The 20,520-nt window shown below is 46.8% G+C and carries 21 protein-coding genes; all 21 read right to left on the bottom strand.

All coding sequences use genetic code 11. The annotated features are described in order from the left end of the window. Complete coding sequence (locus tag AB4111_RS05460) at positions 1-1,248, bottom strand: hypothetical protein (RefSeq protein WP_442030758.1); 1,248 nt, start codon at positions 1,246-1,248, stop codon at positions 1-3. 149 nt (positions 1,249-1,397) lie between these two features. Further along, positions 1,398-1,772 carry a VOC family protein gene (locus AB4111_RS05465; RefSeq protein WP_442030759.1) on the bottom strand — a complete coding sequence of 125 codons (375 nt, stop codon included), beginning with the start codon at positions 1,770-1,772 and terminating at the stop codon, positions 1,398-1,400. A gap of 185 nt (positions 1,773-1,957) precedes the next feature. After that, entirely contained in the window at positions 1,958-2,725 is a 768-nt protein-coding gene (gene trmD / locus AB4111_RS05470; protein ID WP_253433707.1) for a tRNA (guanosine(37)-N1)-methyltransferase TrmD, read from the bottom strand. Position 2,726: 1 nt separating this feature from the next. Next, entirely contained in the window at positions 2,727-3,239 is a 513-nt protein-coding gene (rimM, locus tag AB4111_RS05475; RefSeq protein ID WP_442030760.1) for a ribosome maturation factor RimM, read from the bottom strand. A gap of 341 nt (positions 3,240-3,580) precedes the next feature. Continuing rightward, complete coding sequence (locus AB4111_RS05480) at positions 3,581-3,811, bottom strand: KH domain-containing protein (RefSeq protein ID WP_017689218.1); 231 nt, start codon at positions 3,809-3,811, stop codon at positions 3,581-3,583. A gap of 23 nt (positions 3,812-3,834) precedes the next feature. Then, complete coding sequence (gene rpsP / locus AB4111_RS05485) at positions 3,835-4,107, bottom strand: 30S ribosomal protein S16 (RefSeq protein WP_017689219.1); 273 nt, start codon at positions 4,105-4,107, stop codon at positions 3,835-3,837. Positions 4,108-4,160: 53 nt separating this feature from the next. Continuing rightward, positions 4,161-5,537 carry a signal recognition particle protein gene (gene ffh, locus AB4111_RS05490; RefSeq protein WP_062833767.1) on the bottom strand — a complete coding sequence of 459 codons (1,377 nt, stop codon included), beginning with the start codon at positions 5,535-5,537 and terminating at the stop codon, positions 4,161-4,163. 69 nt (positions 5,538-5,606) lie between these two features. Next, entirely contained in the window at positions 5,607-5,957 is a 351-nt protein-coding gene (gene ylxM / locus AB4111_RS05495) for a YlxM family DNA-binding protein (RefSeq protein ID WP_017689221.1), read from the bottom strand. 262 nt (positions 5,958-6,219) lie between these two features. Further along, positions 6,220-6,867 (bottom strand): PAQR family membrane homeostasis protein TrhA, encoded by a 648-nt coding sequence (gene trhA, locus AB4111_RS05500; RefSeq protein ID WP_253433701.1) that lies wholly within the window; start codon positions 6,865-6,867, stop codon positions 6,220-6,222. A 145-nt stretch (positions 6,868-7,012) separates the two neighbouring features. After that, positions 7,013-8,026, bottom strand: a complete 1,014-nt coding sequence (gene ftsY, locus AB4111_RS05505; RefSeq protein WP_442030761.1) for a signal recognition particle-docking protein FtsY — start codon at positions 8,024-8,026, stop codon at positions 7,013-7,015. Between the two features lie 105 nt (positions 8,027-8,131). Continuing rightward, positions 8,132-11,701, bottom strand: coding sequence for a chromosome segregation protein SMC (gene smc / locus AB4111_RS05510; protein WP_442030762.1), 3,570 nt, complete (start codon positions 11,699-11,701; stop codon positions 8,132-8,134). 371 nt (positions 11,702-12,072) lie between these two features. Further along, the gene (rnc, locus tag AB4111_RS05515; RefSeq protein WP_091031948.1) at positions 12,073-12,777 is read right to left on the bottom strand and encodes a ribonuclease III; all 705 of its coding nucleotides are present in this window, start codon (positions 12,775-12,777) and stop codon (positions 12,073-12,075) included. A 13-nt stretch (positions 12,778-12,790) separates the two neighbouring features. Then, entirely contained in the window at positions 12,791-14,029 is a 1,239-nt protein-coding gene (fabF, locus tag AB4111_RS05520; RefSeq protein WP_062833763.1) for a beta-ketoacyl-ACP synthase II, read from the bottom strand. A gap of 176 nt (positions 14,030-14,205) precedes the next feature. Continuing rightward, positions 14,206-14,439, bottom strand: coding sequence for an acyl carrier protein (gene acpP, locus AB4111_RS05525; protein ID WP_024630176.1), 234 nt, complete (start codon positions 14,437-14,439; stop codon positions 14,206-14,208). Between the two features lie 152 nt (positions 14,440-14,591). After that, the gene (gene fabG / locus AB4111_RS05530; protein ID WP_017689228.1) at positions 14,592-15,341 is read right to left on the bottom strand and encodes a 3-oxoacyl-[acyl-carrier-protein] reductase; all 750 of its coding nucleotides are present in this window, start codon (positions 15,339-15,341) and stop codon (positions 14,592-14,594) included. 210 nt (positions 15,342-15,551) lie between these two features. Then, positions 15,552-16,493 carry an ACP S-malonyltransferase gene (gene fabD, locus AB4111_RS05535; RefSeq protein WP_442030763.1) on the bottom strand — a complete coding sequence of 314 codons (942 nt, stop codon included), beginning with the start codon at positions 16,491-16,493 and terminating at the stop codon, positions 15,552-15,554. Between the two features lie 25 nt (positions 16,494-16,518). Further along, a complete protein-coding gene (locus tag AB4111_RS05540) occupies positions 16,519-17,508 on the bottom strand; it encodes a beta-ketoacyl-ACP synthase III (RefSeq protein ID WP_339241519.1) in 990 nt (329 codons plus the stop codon). A gap of 8 nt (positions 17,509-17,516) precedes the next feature. Then, the gene (gene plsX, locus AB4111_RS05545) at positions 17,517-18,512 is read right to left on the bottom strand and encodes a phosphate acyltransferase PlsX (RefSeq protein WP_017689231.1); all 996 of its coding nucleotides are present in this window, start codon (positions 18,510-18,512) and stop codon (positions 17,517-17,519) included. Further along, the gene (gene fapR / locus AB4111_RS05550; RefSeq protein WP_253442489.1) at positions 18,509-19,057 is read right to left on the bottom strand and encodes a transcription factor FapR; all 549 of its coding nucleotides are present in this window, start codon (positions 19,055-19,057) and stop codon (positions 18,509-18,511) included. The genes plsX and fapR overlap by 4 nt, the downstream gene beginning before the upstream one ends. A gap of 373 nt (positions 19,058-19,430) precedes the next feature. Continuing rightward, positions 19,431-19,604, bottom strand: coding sequence for a 50S ribosomal protein L32 (rpmF, locus tag AB4111_RS05555; protein ID WP_017689233.1), 174 nt, complete (start codon positions 19,602-19,604; stop codon positions 19,431-19,433). A 65-nt stretch (positions 19,605-19,669) separates the two neighbouring features. Then, entirely contained in the window at positions 19,670-20,176 is a 507-nt protein-coding gene (locus AB4111_RS05560) for a YceD family protein (RefSeq protein WP_253433686.1), read from the bottom strand. Positions 20,177-20,520 lie beyond the last annotated feature (344 nt).

A 20,520-nucleotide genomic window follows, 5' to 3' on the forward strand; every position in this document is an offset into this window, starting at 1 on the left:
CTAGAGTTTAACGTCACCGCCCGGGTACAGAGTCGAGTTATACAGCCTTTTAAGCTGTGGCTTGGCTCTTTTTGCATCCACCCATGATAATGTCATTGGAGAATTGGCGTAAATCACCGCTTCCTGAGCGTCATAGATGATGATCTGTTCCTGTCCGGTCTGAACCAGATCTGCATGTACCGCATATCCCTCTTTTGGGAACTCGGTAATCGTTTTCATGTTTCCATCTACCAAAGAAGGCAACACTCCCCCACCTCGGCGATACGCCAAAATATAATCGAGTCCACCCTCATCCCAGTTACATACAGGCTCTATAATAGTTAACCAGCCACGAGTCGTGCGATTTTCTTTCCATATTTCTTGCCCAGCGTTATTCAGCATGAACATCCCATCCTTACCATGCTCATCGCCCCGGACAATCCGGTCCAGACCTGCAACTTGTAAACCTTCCATTTCAGCAATAAAATGGCCCAACGCAATATGCTGTGATTCAATCGAATCTTCATAACGCCACTTCTCATTACCATAGCGGTCCATCATGACCGTGACACTACCACCGATAACAACCTCAACTTCCCCATCACCGTCAACGTCTCCAAACCATATACAGTCGGCATGATCATCCAAGTTCTGACAAGACCATAATATCGTCCCATCATGGTCCAGCATGTCATATCCGGCCATCACTTCATCCTTGCCGTCGCCATCAATATCAAACACCCACGGAAAATGTCCCGGATTCCCCTCATGCTTCCATAACAAATTAAAATCATGGTCGAGTGCCCATAACGTCTTATAGCGGTCTTTCAGTATGATGTCCATTTTTTGTTGGTTACCAGTCAGATTGGCAAGAATAATGCAGTCATGCGCTTCATCGCTTGGCAGATTACGTGTTTCTTTGATCTCTCCGGTCCGGCCATCCAACACGAGGAATTGTTTGTTCATAACACATAGTACTTCATTATGCCCATCACTATCCCAATCTGCGATCTGAGCAGGGTAGTCTGAGCCCGGCCCACCTGCATTGGGATCAGCAGTTCCTGCTTGCCACATTAAAGTTCCTTCCAGATCAAATGCAGTCAAACAGCATACCTGATGTGGAACATACCGATCATCTATGCCCCCATCTGCCTGTACCAGCAACATCTCAAGTCTGCCATCTCCATTCAGATCTCCCAAGAGCATTTTGCAGCGTTCTCCGGCTTGGCTAATATCTATTCTGGCGATTTCATAAGGTTGATGATTCATAACCTTCCTCCTCAGTTGTTATTCTGCTCCAGCTGAGTTCACCATAAAGAAAATTCCTTTCTTTTACAACCCTGTTTAGTACTTATGCAAAAAAGTTCAAAGCTGCAAAACTGTCCATGTCAACATAAACGATTTTGCAAACGAATGATTTAAACCCATTCCAAGAACTCAAGACGATTGCCAAAAGGGTCATTTATATAGAAACGACTTACACCCTCCTCTACCCTTGCTCCGTCATCGACAATATGAATATGATTATGAATCAGATGATCACGCAGCTGATCCAAATGCTGTACATGAAATGCCGGATGAGCTTTTGTAGCTGGAACGAAATCTTTTTGTATTCCAATATGCACTTGATGCCTGCCACACTCGAACCATACACCACCCCGTTTTCTTAGAATTTCAGGTTTAGGAATCTCCGTCCAGCCCAACACGTTATCATAAAAATGACGTGCTTCCGCTTCACAACCTTCCGGTGCTACGAGCTGAATATGATCAAGACCAATAATACTATACGTCATTCATACACCACCTTTAGTTTCGCTTAATGAAACTCAGTTTCAATATATACTTCCATTTTATAGAATATACCAATAAAAATCCAGCTTCTTTTCAATACACAAAAAAGCCAACCTTTGGGATCAAGGTCGGCTTTTATGAAATCCAAAAAATAATATTAACGTGTTTATAGATACGAAACGTATATTTACTCTGTGCTATGTTTACGGTCTAAGCGTATCTTTTTTAGCCAAATTCGTTCTTTCTCCGTCAAGTCTGCCGTTTCCAACATCTCCGGTCTGCGCTCCAGCGTACGAAGCAACGACTGTTCCCTGCGCCACGCCTCAATGTTCAGATGATGTCCCGACAACAGCATATCCGGTACTTTCATGCCCCTAAACTCGGGTGGACGTGTGTAGTGTGGATATTCGAGAAGTCCAGTACTGAATGAATCCGTTACGGCACTTGTCTCATTGCCAAGCACACCGGGAATTAGGCGTACGATGCTGTCAATCGCAACCATAGCAGGTAGCTCCCCACCCGTGAGTACGTAATCACCAATGGATAGTTCATCCGTTACGAGAAATTCGCGGATTCGTTCATCGTAACCTTCATAATGTCCACATATAAAAATCAGATGATCTTCCTGCACAAGTTCTTCTGCTTTTTTCTGTGTAAACGTCTCACCTTGCGGACACATTAGAATGATACGTGGAGGTTTCATCGTTGCCGCAGCTTCTCCGCGTTGCTCCAGAACATCTTCTACAGCAGCAAAGATCGGATCTGGTTTCAGCACCATGCCTCCACCCCCACCGTAAGGAGCATCATCTACTGTATTATGTTTATTGGTCGCATAATTACGGAAGTTGGTTGCACCGAGGGATACCAGTCCCTTCGTTTGAGCTTTGCCCAGAATGCTTGCCCCGAACACACCGTCAAACATCTCCGGGAATAGCGTTAATACATCCACTTTCATGTTACAGCAGCCCTTCCATCAGGTGAATCTTCACTTGCTTCTGTTCGATGTCCACATCAAGCACGACATCATCAATAACGGGAATCAGTACTTCTTTGCCTGCTGACGTTTTGACAACCCATACATCATTGGCACCAGGAGTCAAGATTTCAGAGATTGTTCCGAGCGTTTCACCCTCTTCGGTGATGACAGAACACCCAACGATTTGATGGAAGTAATATTCGCCCTCCTCCAACTCAGCCAGGTTCTCTTTTAACACCTTGGCCATGCCGCCTTTAAACTTCTCTACTTCATTAATATTGCCGTACTCTTTCAGACGAAGAATATACATATTTTTATGCAAACGTGCAGATTCCACGTTAACCATGACTGGATGATTATCTGGTGTAAAGAAAAACAACTCTGCATTTTTCGCGAAACGCACTTCCGGGAAATCGGTTAAAGGCATGATTCTCACCTCACCGCGAATTCCATGTGTATTAACGATTTTACCTACATTCATAAACTCTGCCATAATTCCTCCTATAAAATTAAATCAAATTAAACAGGTACGCCGACTCTGGTACGGCCGTTCCGGCGACGGTTCGTTCTTCCGATCGCTGTTACCCCCTCATTTTTGAAAATTGCTTTAAAAGGTGAAAATGAGGTGATAACATATGCTTCCGATGTAGCTTTCTTTCAGAAAGCTTTAAGGCGAACGCTAACGCTTCTCCAGAATCGATTCCGTCCCCTGCACTGCTCCGAAGTCACTCATACCCAAAATTTTAATGCATTATAATATCTAGTCTAACATATTAGTTTCAGCATGCACGAAAAGGGGCTAGGACATGCATCCTAACCCCCTTTCGTATATCTTTAAGATATGATATCAACGGTAACCCGTTTATCCATCTTAACTGCTGCTGATGTGACGACCGTACGAAGTGATTTCGCGATTCGTCCCTGTTTACCAATTACCTTCCCGACATCGTCAGGATGAACGGTTAACTCATAAACGACAAGCCGGTCTTTCTCAACCGTCCGAACCGTCACATCTTCCGGATGATCGACTAAAGCCTTAGCAATTATGCTTACTAATTCTTCCATAGATGACCCTCCGAATCAGCACTTTATTTAGATAATTTAGACTCGTGGAACTTCTTCATCACGCCCGCTTTGCTAAGCAAGTTGCGGACAGTGTCAGATGCTTGTGCACCGTTTTGAAGCCATGCCAATGCTTTATCTTCATCGATCTTAACAACAGCCGGTTGTTCAACCGGGTTGTAGTAACCGATCTCCTCGATAAAACGACCGTCACGTGGGGAACGGGAATCCGATACCACTACGCGGTAGAAAGGAGCTTTGTGAGCACCCATACGTTTCAGACGAATACGAACTGCCATTTGAAAATTCACCTCCTTCAATGAAATCTGTATATGATCCAGCTTCGCTTAAATCAACGGAAAGGAAACTTCATTCCTTTACCCATACCTTTAAGCTGCTTCATCGCTTTATTTTTGCCGCCTTTAGGTCCCATCATATCCGAGAACTGTTTCATCATGCGGCGCATCTCATCAAATTGCTTGATCAGACGATTTACTTCAGCCAGAGATGTTCCGCTTCCGGTAGCAATACGCTTCCGGCGGCTATGGTTGATCATGTCCGGGTTGCGTTTCTCCTCGGTCGTCATTGAGTAAACGATCGCTTCGATCCGGCCCATCTGTTTATCATCAACCTTCAGGTCCTTGGCTTGTTTCATCTTGCCCATGCCGGGGATCATATCCATGATCTGATCGATTGGTCCCAGCTTTTTCACTTGATCCATCTGCTCCAGGAAATCTTCAAACGTGAATTCTGCATTACGCATCTTCCGTTCCATTTCCTTGGCTTTATCGGTATCAATGTTTAATTGTGCTTTCTCAATCAGAGATAACATATCACCCATACCGAGGATCCGTGAAGCCATACGTTCCGGGTGGAACGGCTCCAAAGCGTCAAGTTTCTCTCCAAGGGAAGCAAACTTGATTGGACAACCCGTAACTGCTTTGACAGAAAGTGCAGCACCACCACGAGTATCGCCATCCAGCTTAGTCAGGACAACCCCGGTCAGATTAAGCTGCTGGTTAAAGTGTTCTGCTACGTTAACCGCATCCTGACCTGTCATACTGTCCACCACGAGCAGTACTTCATCCGGATTCACTACGCTGTGAATCTGGCGAAGTTCTTCCATCAGTTCTTCATCAACATGCAGACGTCCAGCTGTATCGATAATAACATAGTCATTACCGTTATCTTTGGCATGTTGAAGACCTTGACGTGCGATCTCAACAGGGCTTGTCTGATCTCCGAGTGTGAATACCGGCGCTTTGATCTGCTCGCCAAGTACTTGCAACTGTTTGATCGCTGCCGGACGATAAATATCTCCTGCAACAAGCAATGGTCTGCTGTTTTGCTTTTGCAGCATTTTAGCCAGTTTACCCGATGTGGTTGTTTTACCAGCACCCTGCAAACCAACCATCATCAGCACCGTAGGCGGTTTGTTCGCTTTAGCCAGTTTGGCCTGACTTCCACCCATCAAATCCGTTAGTTCCTTGTTAACGATGTCGATGATGACCATTCCTGGCGTGAAGCTCTCCATCACTTCTTTGCCAACAGCCTTCTCTTTCACCTTGGCGATGAATTCCTTGACCACTTTGAAGTTTACATCCGCTTCGAGCAATGCCAGACGTACCTCGCGCATAGCCTCGGCTACATCTTCATCAGACACCTTGCCTTTGCCGCGCAGCTTGCTGAACACATTCTGTAATCGGGTCGTTAATCCTTCAAATGCCATGATCCCACCTCCTTAAGCTTTATTACTGTTTTTAAGACCGATACGTTCCACTGAGCCGTTATAATCTTCTCATTCGCTGAGCTGAGCAACGATATCGTGTATTTGTTTGTTGTTATCAATGGAGACGCCTGCGCGTTCCAATGCATTTTGCAAATCTTCAAGATTGCGATTCCGCCGTTCATGCTTTTCCAGCAAGCCCAGCTTGCTTTCGTAATTTTCCAGCACTTGTTCGGCACGCTTGATATGCTCGTATACCGCCTGGCGGCTGATCTCAAACTCGGCTGCAATTTCACCAAGTGAAAAATCGTCATGAAAGTAATACTTTAGAAAAGTCTGCTGTTTCTCGGTAAGTAACAATTCATAAAAGGCAAACAGCAAGTTAATCCGGTTTGTCTTCTCAAGCCGGTTTTCTTGACTCACATCGGGGCACTCCCTTCGTCAAGGAAAAACACTTTACACTCTTGCAACGTTCCTAATAATACCTAAAACAAATCAGGTTGTCAAGCAAAAATACTTGTCACAATAAAAACAGCTTTGATGATATGTTATTTCGATGTTTAACGGGTGATATATACCTTATTTCACAACAAGCAAATCCTATCTTTACCTGTACGAGATCACCTCTATGTAAAAGAAAAACGAATGCGTCTCAGTCCGTGGAGATGCATCCGTTTATGGCGTTCTAGCGAAGTGGTGTCAGGTACAACAGTACCATAAAGAAATGAAGAATACTGCCTGCCAACACAAAGAGATGCCATATCGCATGGTGGTAAGGAAATCCACGCCACACATAAAATAGTGTACCCAGTGTATACATCAGGCCTCCAGCAACCAGCAGCACAATTCCGCCAGTAGGTATGGCAGCCATAAGCGGTTGCCAGGCAATTACGATGAGCCAGCCCATCGCAACATAGAAAATCGTGGACATGAATAGAAATCTTTTCGTAAAAAACGCCTTAAAGATCACGCCGAATAATGCGATTCCCCAGATTATACCGAACAGGGTCCATCCAAGTGTACCGCGAACAGCAATAAACAAAAGCGGAGTGTACGACCCCGCAATAAACAAATAAATGGAAGAATGGTCGAAAATCTCAAATAAATCTTTCACTTTGCCATCTTTCCATGCATGCACGAGCGTAGAACTCGTATAGAGCAGCAGCATGGTGATCCCGTAGATCGTGAAACTGACCACATGCCAAGCCGTGCCTTTTATACTTGAAAATACAATCAATATCACCAGTGCAGCCACACTGAGTGCAGCGCCGATTCCATGTGTCACCGCATTGGCGACTTCTTCACGGCGAGAATAGGTATGAGTATTGGCCATTTCAACCGTCCTTTCTAGCCCTCTAGCATTGCCTGCTTTATTCCCATTATACACGTATTGCCAGTGACATTACACGTGACACTTATCACGTCTATCACTGGCAATTACGCTTAACGCTATTCATTTATCCTAATTAACAATGGTTCTAGGAGTTCGTTTCCTCTTCTTCAGCACTTTCAGTTGGCTGCTCCTGGATCAATCCGGCGAACAAGGCATGCACGAACTGCTCTGAATCAAATTGTTGCAGATCATCGATCTTCTCACCCAGACCCACAAGCTTCACTGGTAAGTCCAGCTCCTGACGAATCGCAACAACGATCCCACCCTTGGCCGTTCCATCCAGCTTCGTCAGTACGAGGCCGGTTACGCCGCTTTTCTCACCGAAAAGTTTAGCCTGATTTAAGGCATTCTGACCTGTGGTTGCATCCAGTACCATCAGCACTTCATGCGGAGCATCCGGGATTTCACGTTGGATGACACGATAGATCTTGTTAAGCTCGTCCATCAGGTTAGATTTGTTTTGCAGACGACCTGCTGTATCACAGAGGAGAACATCGGCGCCCCGTTGTTTCGCTGCCTGCACCGCATCATACATAACCGCTGCCGGATCAGAACCGGATTGCTGTTTGATAACATCGACACCGGCACGTTGTCCCCATACTTCCAGCTGTTCGATGGCTCCGGCACGGAACGTATCTCCAGCGGCCATGATGACTTTCTTACCTTGCTGTTTAAATCGATGCGCCAGCTTGCCAATTGTCGTTGTTTTACCAACACCGTTAACACCAACAAACAAAATGACGGTAATGCCATCTGGATTCATTTTCAGCTCGTTATTCTGTTCACCACGAAGAAGATCCGTCAGTTTCTCGGACAGTACAGGCTGCAGCTCCGCCGCGTCCTCAATTTTGCGTTTTTTCACCTCAACGCGCAGATCTTCGATCAGATTCATGACCGTATTTACGCCAACGTCTGCTCCGATCAAAATCTCTTCCAGTTCTTCATAGAACTCTTCATCGATTTTTTTGCGGCGGATCACGAGATCCGACACTTTCTCCACTAGCCCTTTACGTGTCTTTTCCAATCCATCCTTGAACTGTTTGGTAACCGACTCCGTTTTGTTGGCAATGCTGTCTCTCAGCTTTTTAAAAAAACTCATAAAGCCCCTCCATCGTGTACATAATCTAGCGCTATGCAATAATGCTCAATCTAAATGAATTTTAATAATGATAATGAGTTCATAGGTCCCACAGCCTTGGATCGATCAGGCAATGACCGCTTCCTCATCTTCCAGTTTAACCGAAACGAGCTTGGATACTCCGCCCTCTTCCATCGTAACTCCATACAGCACATCAGCCTCTTCCATCGTACCCTTACGATGGGTAACAACGATGAACTGTGTCTGTTCGGAGAATTCACGCAGGTACTGGGCAAAACGTACCACGTTAGCTTCGTCCAGCGCTGCCTCTACTTCATCCAGCACGCAGAATGGTACAGGTTTGACATGCAGAATGGCAAATAACAAAGCCATCGCCGTCAAAGCCCGCTCCCCACCGGATAACAGTTGCAGGTTTTGCAGTTTCTTGCCTGGTGGCTGAGCCACAATATCTATTCCCGTTTCAAGCAAACGCTCCGGGTCCATCAGAACAAGATCAGCACGTCCCCCACCAAACAGTTTGGTAAACACGGTACCGAACTCACGGCGGATTGCATCAAATGTGATCTTGAATCGCTTCGCCATCTCGTCTTCCATTTCCCGAATAACCTGATACAACGTTGTTTTGGCTTCCACCAGGTCATTCTTCTGTTCACTCAGGAACTCGTATCGCTCATTGACCCGCTGGAACTCTTCAATCGCTCCCAGGTTAACATCACCCAGTGCGGATATACTGCGCTTCAGCTTCTGTACCTCTGCCTGTGTATGCTCTACATCTTCCGGCACCGGATAACGTTCTTTGGCCAGTTCATAGCCCAGTTCGTATTCGTCCGTCAGCTTTCGCAGTATATTTTCCAGCTCAACATCCAACCGGTTCACGGAAATTTCGGTCTGTCGCATCTGCTCTTCCACAGCTTTCAACTGCGTGCGCTGTTCCTTCGTTTCATTCTCGGCAAGTTCAAGCTTTTTCGACAACTCACTTCGGGCAGCACGTTTGAAGTCCAGTTCTTGGGAAGCTTCCGCTTTTTTCAGCTTGTACTGGTTCAGATCTTCAATCTGCTTAACACTCTCGGTCTGTGTTTTCTTGAGATCTGCTTCCATCGAAGCTAGTAAAGTGCGATTCTGACGAAGATCTTTGACTAGCGACTCCACTTCCCGCTCCAGACGTCGCAATTGTTCCCCATTGGAGAATCGCTCCTGATCGAGCTTTCCTTCGCGTACTTTCAATTCGGTGAGTTGGCTCTGCAATTCTTCCTTCGCGGATTCATTGGCTTTCCGAGCAAACTCAGCTGCATGAATGGCACGATGAGTCGCTTTTTCTTCCTCTTCAAGCTGTTCCAGCTTCTTCACAGCGACGATGCGAGCCGTATCCAGCTCTTTGATCTCTTCGGTGAACCCGCTCTTCTCCTGCCCGGCAACGGCAACCTGTTCAAGCACGTGACGAAGCTCATGCTCTACCTGCTTCATTTCCATCGAAGCTTGCTGTTCTGCATTTCGGGTATCGTCACCGGACTGACGAAGTTCATCCAGTTTGTCCTGACACTGCTCTAGTTGAACTTTTACATCATCCACACTGCGATGCAGTTTCACGATCTGATTTTCGGTATCCAAAATATCCTGATCAAGCTGGTCCAGCTGCCGTTTCCGGCTGAGCAGACTCACATTTTTCTTGTGCTGGCTACCACCTGTCATGGAACCACCCGCATTGACCACATCACCTTCGAGTGTCACAACCCGGAAACGATACTGACAGCGAGCCGCAATTTTATTGGCGACCTCCAGCGTTTCGGCAATAATAACATTACCCAACAGACTGCCAATGATCGAAGCGTACTTGGATTCAAATTGTACAAGATCAGCACCGATCCCCACAAAACCTTCCATACCTTCGATCATGGAACGTTCAGCCGCTCCAATGGCGCGAGGACGAATGACATCCAGAGGCAGGAATGTTGCACGCCCCAACTGGCGCTGCTTCAGGAAAGCAATCGCCTGTCTGGAAACCGATTCATTTTCCATGACCACATGCTGCAAGGATGCTCCCATTGCTGTCTCTACCGCAAGTTCGATCTTCTCGGGAACTTTAACGAGTTCAGCCACAGCTCCATGAACACCACTCAGCGTACCTTTACGTGAAGCCTTGAGGACCTCCTTGACACCCAGCATGAATCCGTCGAAATCATCCTGCATCTCTTTCATCGTATCGCGGCGGGAGACTTGAGCTTCACGCTTCTGTTCCCATTTACGGACCGTGCCCCGACTTTCTTCGAGCAGCTTCTGCAGCGACTGGAGTCGTTCACTTTCCGTAATATAGCCACCACGTAGATCACTGATTTCTTTGCCCAAACGAACAACTTTTTTCTCAATATCCGCTTTGCGACTTTCCAGTGTCTCTTTCTGATCTTCCCATTTGCCTGATTCCTCAGCCGCGCGATTCATTCTGCGCTCCAGCGTTTCTTTCTGCTGATCCACATAACGAATTTCATTTCGTGTCTGAGCCATCTGATTCATCAGTTCCAGCAAGTTGCCTTTGAGGCTTTCCTCTTGCTGCTGGCTAATGCCGCCTGTTACACCGATGAGTTTGGCCTCTTCCTGCGACAACTGATTTCTCACATCGTTCAGTTCATGCTCAAGTTTGCCAAACTTTTCTCGCAGTGCAATCAGCTCGGTTTCCCTTTCGCGATGTCTCTCTTCACTGGCGGCAAGCGTTACTTTGAGCTGCTCTTGGTTCGTTTGCAGATGGTGCGAGCGCTCCTTGAGCAGTTCTCCAAGACCTTCACTTTTCTCCGTCGCTTCACTGAATTGCAATAAGGCGGATTGCAGTTGCTCTGTCTCTGTTTCCAGGATACGCAGCGCATTCCGATCATTTTCCAGCTTGGCATCATGCGTAGAGACAATCGCCGCCAGTCCAACCTCTTCCTGTTTTAGCGATTGCAACCTTTCGTTGGCCTTACTCCAGGATGCATGAATCTGTTCGATCTGGTACACATACATGGAAATTTCCTGTGATTTAAGCTGAGAACGAAGTTCTTTATAATGGATCGCTTTCTCCGATTGTTCCTTTAAGGGACCAATCTGATCTTCCAGTTCAGTCACGAGATCATGAATACGCAGTAAATTCTGCTCTGTCTCATCCAGTTTGCGCGTAGCATCGCGCTTGCGGGATTTATATTTAACGATACCTGAAGCCTCTTCAAAGATGCCCCTGCGATCCTCTGAACGGGTACTCAGAATCTCTTCAATTCGTCCCTGTCCAATAATCGAGTAGGCCTCCTTACCAATGCCAGTATCCATAAACAACTCCGTAATATCCTTCAAGCGACAAGATTGCTTATTAATAAAATATTCACTATCTCCGCTTCGATGTACACGACGAGTCACCGTCACTTCACCAAAATCCAATGCAAGTGCGTGATCCTCGTTATCGAGCGTTAGCGACACTTCGCCGAAATTAACGGCCTTCCGTGCGTCACTACCTGCAAAGATGATATCTTCCATCTTGCCACCACGCAGCGACTTGGCACTTTGTTCCCCCAGAACCCAACGGATTCCGTCCGATATATTACTCTTGCCACTTCCGTTCGGACCTACAACAGCCGTAATGCCACGAACGAATTCCATCTCCGTTTTGTCGGCGAATGACTTGAATCCACCCAATTCAATCCGTTTTAAAAACATAGGGTTTCTCGTCACCTCCTCTTGCAAATTTCAAGTATTGCACTCCAGCGCCTAAATAAAATGAACCATTGCTATTACACATGACTACTTCGATTGCAGTACCATCCTCCGATCGCCCTTATCCCCAGATTTTCTTCATCCCTTACCCAAGGGAGAAATCCGTTGATAAATGCGCACGCGTTGCTTCTTCGGATTGGTTCTGCACTCTTCGTTTTGTGTAAAATAAAGTTCAACTTATTGGGTTAACGATCAGGCAAACTCCCCCTGAACCTCTTTACAAAAAAAAGAGCAAAAAGCAGTCCGGCCGATTACTTCCGCCGGGGCGGACCCGCGGGCTGCTCTTTGCTCTTCGTTTGTCTATGCGCTATCGGTTAAGCTCCGGCTTCCGGAAGCTTCAGTCGATCAAGTGCTGCAGATGCAGCCTGTTGTTCCGCTTCCTTTTTGGAACGCCCTGTACCTCTGCCAAGCCGTTCCTGACCCATATGGACCTCCGAGACAAACTCACGTTCATGGGCAGGTCCCCGTTCCTCAACGATACGGTATTCCAAAGCTCCCATATTGTGATGCTGAGTAAGTTCCTGCAGTTCCGTTTTGTAATCACTCATTTGCAGCTTGCTGCCCAACACGATTAATGGAAAGACATGCTGGTCGAGAAATGCCCGGACAGGCGCAAGCCCCTGATCCAGATACAATGCACCAATGAAAGATTCAAACACATCCGCCAGCAGAGCCGGCCGTGTCCGTCCTCCCGTTAGTTCCTCACCTTTACCAAGAAGTACATACTGCCCAAAACCCAACGCTTCAGCAAATTTGACGAGGGAAGGCTCACAGACAATGGATGCCCGCAGCTTAGTTAATTCGCCTTCCGGACGGTTAGGATACAAATGATACAAGTATTCCGATACAGTCAGTTCCAGCACGGCATCGCCCAGAAACTCCAGACGCTCGTTGTCCTGATGCTGACTGAACCGGTGTTCGTTTACATAAGAAGCATGGGTAAACGCTTGTTTTAAAAGCTGCCTGTTGTCAAATTTGATTTGAAGTTTATGTTGTAACTGCTTCAGATCTTCACTCAAACGAACTAGCCCCTTATGCTTCAAATTTTTTGAGAATAATGGTGGCATTGTGACCGCCGAATCCAAATGAATTAGACATGGCAATATTAACTTTGGTTTGACGTGGAACATTTGGAACATAATCCAGATCACATTCCGGGTCCTGATTTTCCAGGTTGATCGTTGGTGCCAGTGTCTGATGTGTCAGTGACAATCCGCAGATGACCGCTTCTACACCACCAGCAGCGCCAAGCATGTGGCCCGTCATGGATTTAGTGGAACTCACTGCGAGCTTGTACGCATGATCACCAAACGCCTTTTTGATCGCAAGCGTTTCGGATCTGTCGCCTACAGGAGTCGAAGTTCCGTGTGCATTAATGTAGTCCACTTCTTCAGGCTCAATACCCGCATTACGAAGTGCCATCTTCATGCAACGTGCTGCTCCGTCCGGATCTGGTTCTGTCATGTGATGTGCATCGCCTGTCAGACCGTAACCGATCACTTCACCATAAATGCGTGCACCACGTTTTTGAGCATGCTCCAGGGATTCCAGAATCAGAACACCAGCGCCTTCGCCCATAACAAAACCATCACGTTCTGTATCAAAAGGACGGCTTGACTTCGCAGGATCATCATTACGTGTAGACATTGCGCGCATAGCACAGAACCCTGCAAGACCCGTTGGTCTGATTGTTGCTTCCGCACCACCACAGATCATGGCATCTGCATCACCATTGGCAATCAGCTTGAAGGAATCTCCGATAGAGTGTGTACCTGTTGCACAAGCGGTAACCACGTTAATGTTAGGACCTTTGGCACCAAGAGAGATGGACATTTGGCCTGAAGCCATGTTGGAGATCATCATGGGAATGAAGAATGGGCTTACCCGTTTTGGACCTTTTTGCAACAATGCATTATGTTGGTCCTCCCACGTACCCAATCCACCAATACCTGATCCGATGGATACACCGAAACGCTCTGCATCAATATTCTCGTTAATTTTCAGACCACTGTCTTCAACGGCTTTGAAGCCGGCTGCTACAGCGAACTGTACAAAACGGTCCATTTTGCGAGCATCCTTGCGATCCATATATTCTTCCGGGTTGAAATCCTTGATCTCAGCTGCAATCTGTGTCGTGTATTCACTAACATCAAACGCCTCAATCTGAGAGATTCCGGACTTTCCTGCCATTAAACTGCCCCAGAACGTTTCCAAATCTTTTCCGAGCGATGTCATTACGCCCATTCCGGTAATTACTACTCTTTGTTTCAAACCGAGTCACCTCTATATCGACTGCATTACGCAAGTATTTTGTGGGAATATCCGCAAACAGACATCTATTCAACCAAGATAGGCCTGCTTGAGTAGAGTTGCTTGCGGAATGAGAAAAACCAATGAATGATGAGAAGTCCCGCCTGTTCGAAAACATGTGCGGGACTAAAATGACTTTAGGTATGAGATTGTATGTAGTTTACAACTTCACCTACGGTCGTGATTTTTTCTGCATCTTCATCAGAGATTTCCAAATCAAATTCATCTTCCAATTCCATGACCAATTCCACTACATCCAAAGAATCAGCACCCAAATCTTCTTTGAAAGATGCTTCAAGTGTAACTTCAGCTTCGTCTGCGCCCAAGCGGTCGACGACGATGCGTTTTACACGCTCCAATACATCGGACATCCGGTTCACCTCCTTCTTTGGTATTATACGAGAATCGCAGGCAAAATGCCATAGAAGACATATGCGGCTCCCGGCCGGGGAACCCGGCCTTTTTCCGGCATTTCGGATCGTCCAGCGCCTGTTCCCCGACTATTGTTCAAGTCCGGGAAGAATTACATGTACATGCCACCATCGACATGCAGCGTCTGCCCTGTCATATAAGATGAAGCCTGTGAAGCCAGGAAAGTGACTACACCGGCAATTTCATCCGGCTGACCCAAACGGGACAACGGAATACCACTTAGCATACCGTCCACCAGCTCTTGGGACAACTCTTTTGTCATATCCGTCTCAATGAAACCTGGTGCAACACAGTTGACTGTGATTCCACGAGAAGCCAGTTCACGAGCAGATGCCTTCGTCAGGCCAATAACTCCTGCTTTGGCAGCAACATAGTTCGCTTGTCCAGCATTACCGAGCACACCTACAACCGAGGAGATATTGATAATTCTTCCCGACCGTTGTTTCATCATTGGACGTGTAACCGCCTTAAGGCAGTTAAACACTCCTTTGAGATTGGTTTCAATAACCTGATCGAATTCTTCCTCTTTCATACGCATGATCAGATTATCACGGGTAATACCAGCATTGTTCACCAGAATATCAACGTTGCCCCAAGCTTCGAGTGTAGCTTTGACCATTTGTTCAGCTTCATCCATCAGGCCCACATTGGCTTGAAGTGTAATCGCCTTGACTCCTTTGGCACGAATCGCTTCCGCCACTTCCTCAGCTGCCGCTTGGCTACCCGCATAATTCACGGCTACGTTCGCTCCAGCTTCTGCAAGTGCCAGTGCAATACTGCGCCCAATGCCCCGGGATGCCCCGGTAACGAGTGCATTTTTACCTTCTAATGGTTTAGACATAATCATTCCTCCTTTCCCCAAATCTATATCAGTTCAACCAAAGAATGTTTACACTTGCCACTCCGATGACAGAATAAACTTCCGATCGCTGTTATCCCCAGATTTTTTGATTCCCTTTTCTAAAGGGAAAATCCGGTGATAAAGGCGAACGCTCCGCTTCTTCAGTTTTTTTCTGTCCTCTCCGTTCTCGTGTAAAAAGTTTAGTTTAACTCATATAACTCCTTCTAATTCACTTGCCGTTGCTTCGAGCGTTTCAAGACTGTTCACATTGTACAGTTTAACGGTTTTATCTGTTTTTTTAATCAAACCGGTCAATACACTGCCAGATCCAATCTCGATGAACGTATCCACGCCTTGCTCAATAAGCCATGTCACACTGTCTTCCCATAATACAGGAGAATAGACCTGAGCCGTTAACAAATCCTGAAACTGTCCATCCTCTGCAGGTCTTGCAGTCACATTAGCGACTACAGGGACCGCTGCCGGTGAGAACGTAACGGTTTTCAGTTTCTCTTCCAGCTTTTCAGCTGCACCCTTCATCAATGAAGAGTGGAACGGACCACTTACTTCTAGTAGAATGGCGCGTTTGCCGCCCGCTTCTTTCACTCGTTCCGCGACAGCAGCTACGCCTTCCTTTACACCAGAAATGACGATTTGTCCCGGACAATTGATGTTGGCAAGTTCAACCGCATGACCACTTTCAGATACGTCACGGCAAAGCACCCCCAGCGCTTCCCGATCCGCACCAAGCACAGCAGCCATCGCTCCTTGTCCACCCGGTACTGCCTGTTCCATATACTGACCACGTGCCCGTACAGTGCTCACTGCGTCAGCAAACGAAAGAACGCCCGCTGCCACCAGTGCACTGTATTCTCCCAGGCTGTGTCCAGCCGTATAGTCAGGCTGAATTCCTTTTTCTTTGAAAGCTTCAAGCAAGGCAATACTTGCTGTCAACAGAGCCGGTTGTGTATTTGATGTCTGTTTCAACTCGGTCTCCGGTCCTTCAAATACAAGGTTGCTCAGCGAGAAACCCAATGTTTCATCTGCTGTGCGAAAAATTTCGGTTGCCGCAGGCACAGACTCATACGCGTCCTTGGCCATGCCTACAGCCTGTGATCCCTGTCCGGGAAATACAAATGCTATTTTACCCATCTCATTCATCTCCCAGATGTTTATTTTACCAAACGAGTACCGATGCTCCCCATGTCAAACCGCCGCCGAATCCGACCATCAGAACGGTATCTCCGGCTTTCATGCGACCTTCCTCTGCTGCTTCTACCAAAGCAAGCGGAATGGAAGCAGCCGATGTGTTTGCATACTTATCCACGTTGACTACAACCTTTTCTTCAGGAAGTTCAAGTCGTTGCATCGCAGATTGGATAATCCGGATATTCGCTTGGTGAGGAACAAACAGATCCACATCCGTACGCTCCATACCAGCCTTGCGTAATACCTCAATGGTAGCCGTACCCATGACACGTACTGCAAACTTGAACACTTCGCGACCGTTCATGTAGATGTAATGCTTTTTATTTTCAACGGTCTCTGCGGAAGCAGGCAGACGGGAACCGCCGCCTTCCATCTGAAGAAGACTACCGCCAGCACCTTCGGCGCCGAGATCGAATGCTTTGAATCCGCGACCTTCCGGAACTTCACCAACGACTACCGCGCCTGCTCCATCACCAAAGAGGACACATGTGTTACGGTCTGTATAATCCGTAATACGAGACAAGCAGTCCGCACCAATAACAAGTGCGTTGTTGTACATGCCGCTTTGGATGAAGCTCGTAGCACTTGCCAACCCGTATACAAATCCGGAGCAAGCTGCCGACAGATCAAATGCCGCCGCACCTTTTGCACCCAATTTGTCCTGCAAGATGCAGGCTGTTGATGGGAACGAAGAATCCGGGGTAATGGTTGCAACAATAATCAGATCCAGATCACTGCCTGTCATGCCAGCAGATTCAAGTGCTTTAAGAGCTGCTTCATATGCCAGATCAGAAGTTGCCTGCTCGGGTGCAGCAATGTGACGCTCTTTGATTCCTGTACGACTGACGATCCACTCGTCATTGGTATCGACCATTTTCTCCAGATCGCTATTCGTCAAAATTTTCTCAGGCACGTATTTCCCTGTACCAATAACCCCTACTGGGCGCAAATTATTCATGTCGTCACTCACTTCCCGCTAATTTCCTTAGATATGCTCTCTACCAGCTGATTCTGCACTGCAATCCGCGCTTGGCGCACAGCATTTTTGATGGCATTGCCATCAGCAGATCCATGACTTTTCACAACCAGTCTGCTCAAACCGAGGAGCGGCGCTCCGCCATGCTCCGTATAATCCAGCTTCCGTTTAAGCCCACGCAACTCAGGCATCAATACAGCTGCAGCCAGTTTACTTTTAAGAGAAGATGAGAATTGTTCCTTAAGCAAGGCGAAAATGGCACCTGCTGTGCCCTCCAGCGACTTCAGCAGTATATTTCCTGCAAAACCGTCACATACAAGCACATCACAAGCACCAGTCAGCACATCACGTGCCTCCACATTACCAACAAAACGAATGGGGAGTTGTTCCAGTAAAGGGTATGCATGTTTGGTTAACTCATTTCCCTTGCCTGGCTCTGTTCCTACATTGAGCAAACCCACTCGCGGGGATTCTATGCCCTGTACTTTTTGCCGATACAAACTGCCCATCAGGCCATATTGCGCAAGATGCTCCGGTTTGGCATCCATATTCGCTCCGAGATCCAGTGCAAGCACACCTACATCATCAATCGTCGGAATCATGGGCGCAAGCGCCGGACGTTCAATCCCTTCCATCCGACCTACAACAAGCAAACCCGCTGTCATCAGCGCTCCGGTATTGCCTGCCGAGATCATCGCGTCCGCTTCGCCCTCTTTCAGCATGCGGCCTGCAACCACCATGGAAGCATCCTTCTTGCGACGTACTGCTTTTACGGGTTCATCATCCGAACCAATAACTTCGGAAGCATGCCGGACCGTAAGATTGGCAGGTCTCACACCTGACTGACTCAAAAGAGGCTCCAGCTTGGCTTCATCGCCGATCAGGACGATCTGTGTATCCGCCCATTCCGTGGCTGCGGCGATCGCACCTTCTACCGTTGATGCAGGTGCATTGTCGCCTCCCATGGCATCAATGACGATTTTCATTCCAAATGACCTCCTTCTCCGCTGTCTTCTCCACCTGAATGGTAGATAACAAAGTTGCCTTGAAACACCATTTCTTCACCTACATAAGTGAATACTTCCACTTTGGCTTTGCCCGTTTGACCTGGAATCGATCTCACATAAGCCTTCGCAATACATTTCTCTCCCAAATGAACCGAACGGACAAAGCGAATGTCTGCAGATGCAGTCAACGCGATCTCGTCGTTAATAATGGCTACAGCCAAGGAGTTGGCCTGTGCAAAGACATAGTGCCCACGTGCAATCCCCGTTCTTGAAAACACGTGTTCTTCCTTAATCTCAAACAGGGAAATCCCGCTCTTGTCCAGCTGTAAATCCACAATATCACCGATAATCTCATGCAGGGGCAACGAGCGTACCTGATCATACGAGCGCTCTGCCATCAGTTTCATCCGTTCCCGAAGTTCGGGTATTCCAAGTTCCAGTCTGTCAAGACGAATCGTCTGAATACTCACCTTCAATTGGCGCGTAAGTTCCTGATCCGTCACAAACGGGTTCTCTTCTATCATTTTGGTTAACTGCTGTTGCCTCTGTCTCTTCGGTACACGTTCGATGCCTGACACCCCCCGCTGTATCGTTTACGGAACCGTCCCATCCGGCCAGTTCAACCATTCTTTCGTGTTGCTTCTATAGTTGCATCCCTGGTCACCAGGGTCGTTCTCAAACGGATTATGGTTCATCTATATGTAACGTCAAATCTTAGAACCTGGTACTAAACTATAGTATATCTCATCCCGTGTCAAAAAGAAAGGCTGGCCTAACAAAAACAATTCACCCTTATGGAGCAGGGATTTCATGCTTGTTAACTCACTCTACCTACACTCTCTAATCCAAAAAAAAGTAGCACCTCATCGAAATGAAGTGCTACTTAATGTCCAACTATTATTGAGAGATGATCTCTCTTGCTTTGTACGTTCCGCACACTTTGCACACGTGGTGACTAAGTTTAAGTTCGCCACATTGTTCACATTTCACCATGCCCGGTACAGCCAATTTAAAGTGAGTGCGACGTTTGTCGCGACGCGTCTTGGACGTTCTCCGTTGAGGTACTGCCATTATTCCCACCTCCTTATCAAAATCAACCTTTGCAGGTAGTTGTTACGTTCGATTTTCAATCATGCTCATTTAAAAAAATCCTTGAGCCCTGCAAGCCGCGGATCGATAACCTGGTTATCACAACCGCAGTCACCTTCGTTCAGCTCATGGCCACACTTGGGGCATAGCCCTTTGCATGTATCGCTACATAGCGGTATAAACGGAAGATCCAGCAGAAAAGCTTCCTCGGCATAACCTTTCAGATCAACGCTATCCCCATCCACATAGAGCGTATCGTCGTCTTCATGTAATTCCTCTGGCTGTTTTCCCTGCTTGAATTGCTCATGAAAATCAATATGAAAATGTTCATTGATCGGCTTAAGACAACGGGAGCACAACATGTCCACTCCTACGGTCAGCTTGCCATGAACATCCACAACGTCACCTTCTCTGAATTCTGCAGATAAATCCGCAGTCAGGGGGGTAACGGCTGTGATATCTTGTCGGTTAGAAACCAGTTCCTTGATATCCCACTGTTCGTTAAACTTCAGGGGGCCATCACTGGTAGCCACTTTGCGAAATGGCATTAACATTTCCATCACTCCAAACGAAACCAATTTCATAATTCATGTCAAACGTATCACGACAGTTATACAGGTCAAGCCTGCTTTTGTAAAGCAATAAATCCTGACTGTATGTATTCTGACGTTTCATCGTTAAAAGTATTATGAAATTGACTTAACAAACAAAAATCATTATACCGATTTTTCAAGACGTTTGTCAACACTTTTAACTTTACACCCTTTTTAAAAACATGGACCACACAGCCGTTTACTCCATCTGGTCTATTATAGACTCACTTCAAGATAAACTACAAGTCGTCATTTTAGTTGTAGTTCCTTGCAAACACGGGTCACATTTCGTTAACGTTTAGTGT

The sequence above is a fragment of the Paenibacillus sp. 2KB_22 genome, assembly GCF_052115745.1.
Classification (GTDB): Bacteria; Bacillota; Bacilli; order Paenibacillales; family Paenibacillaceae; genus Paenibacillus.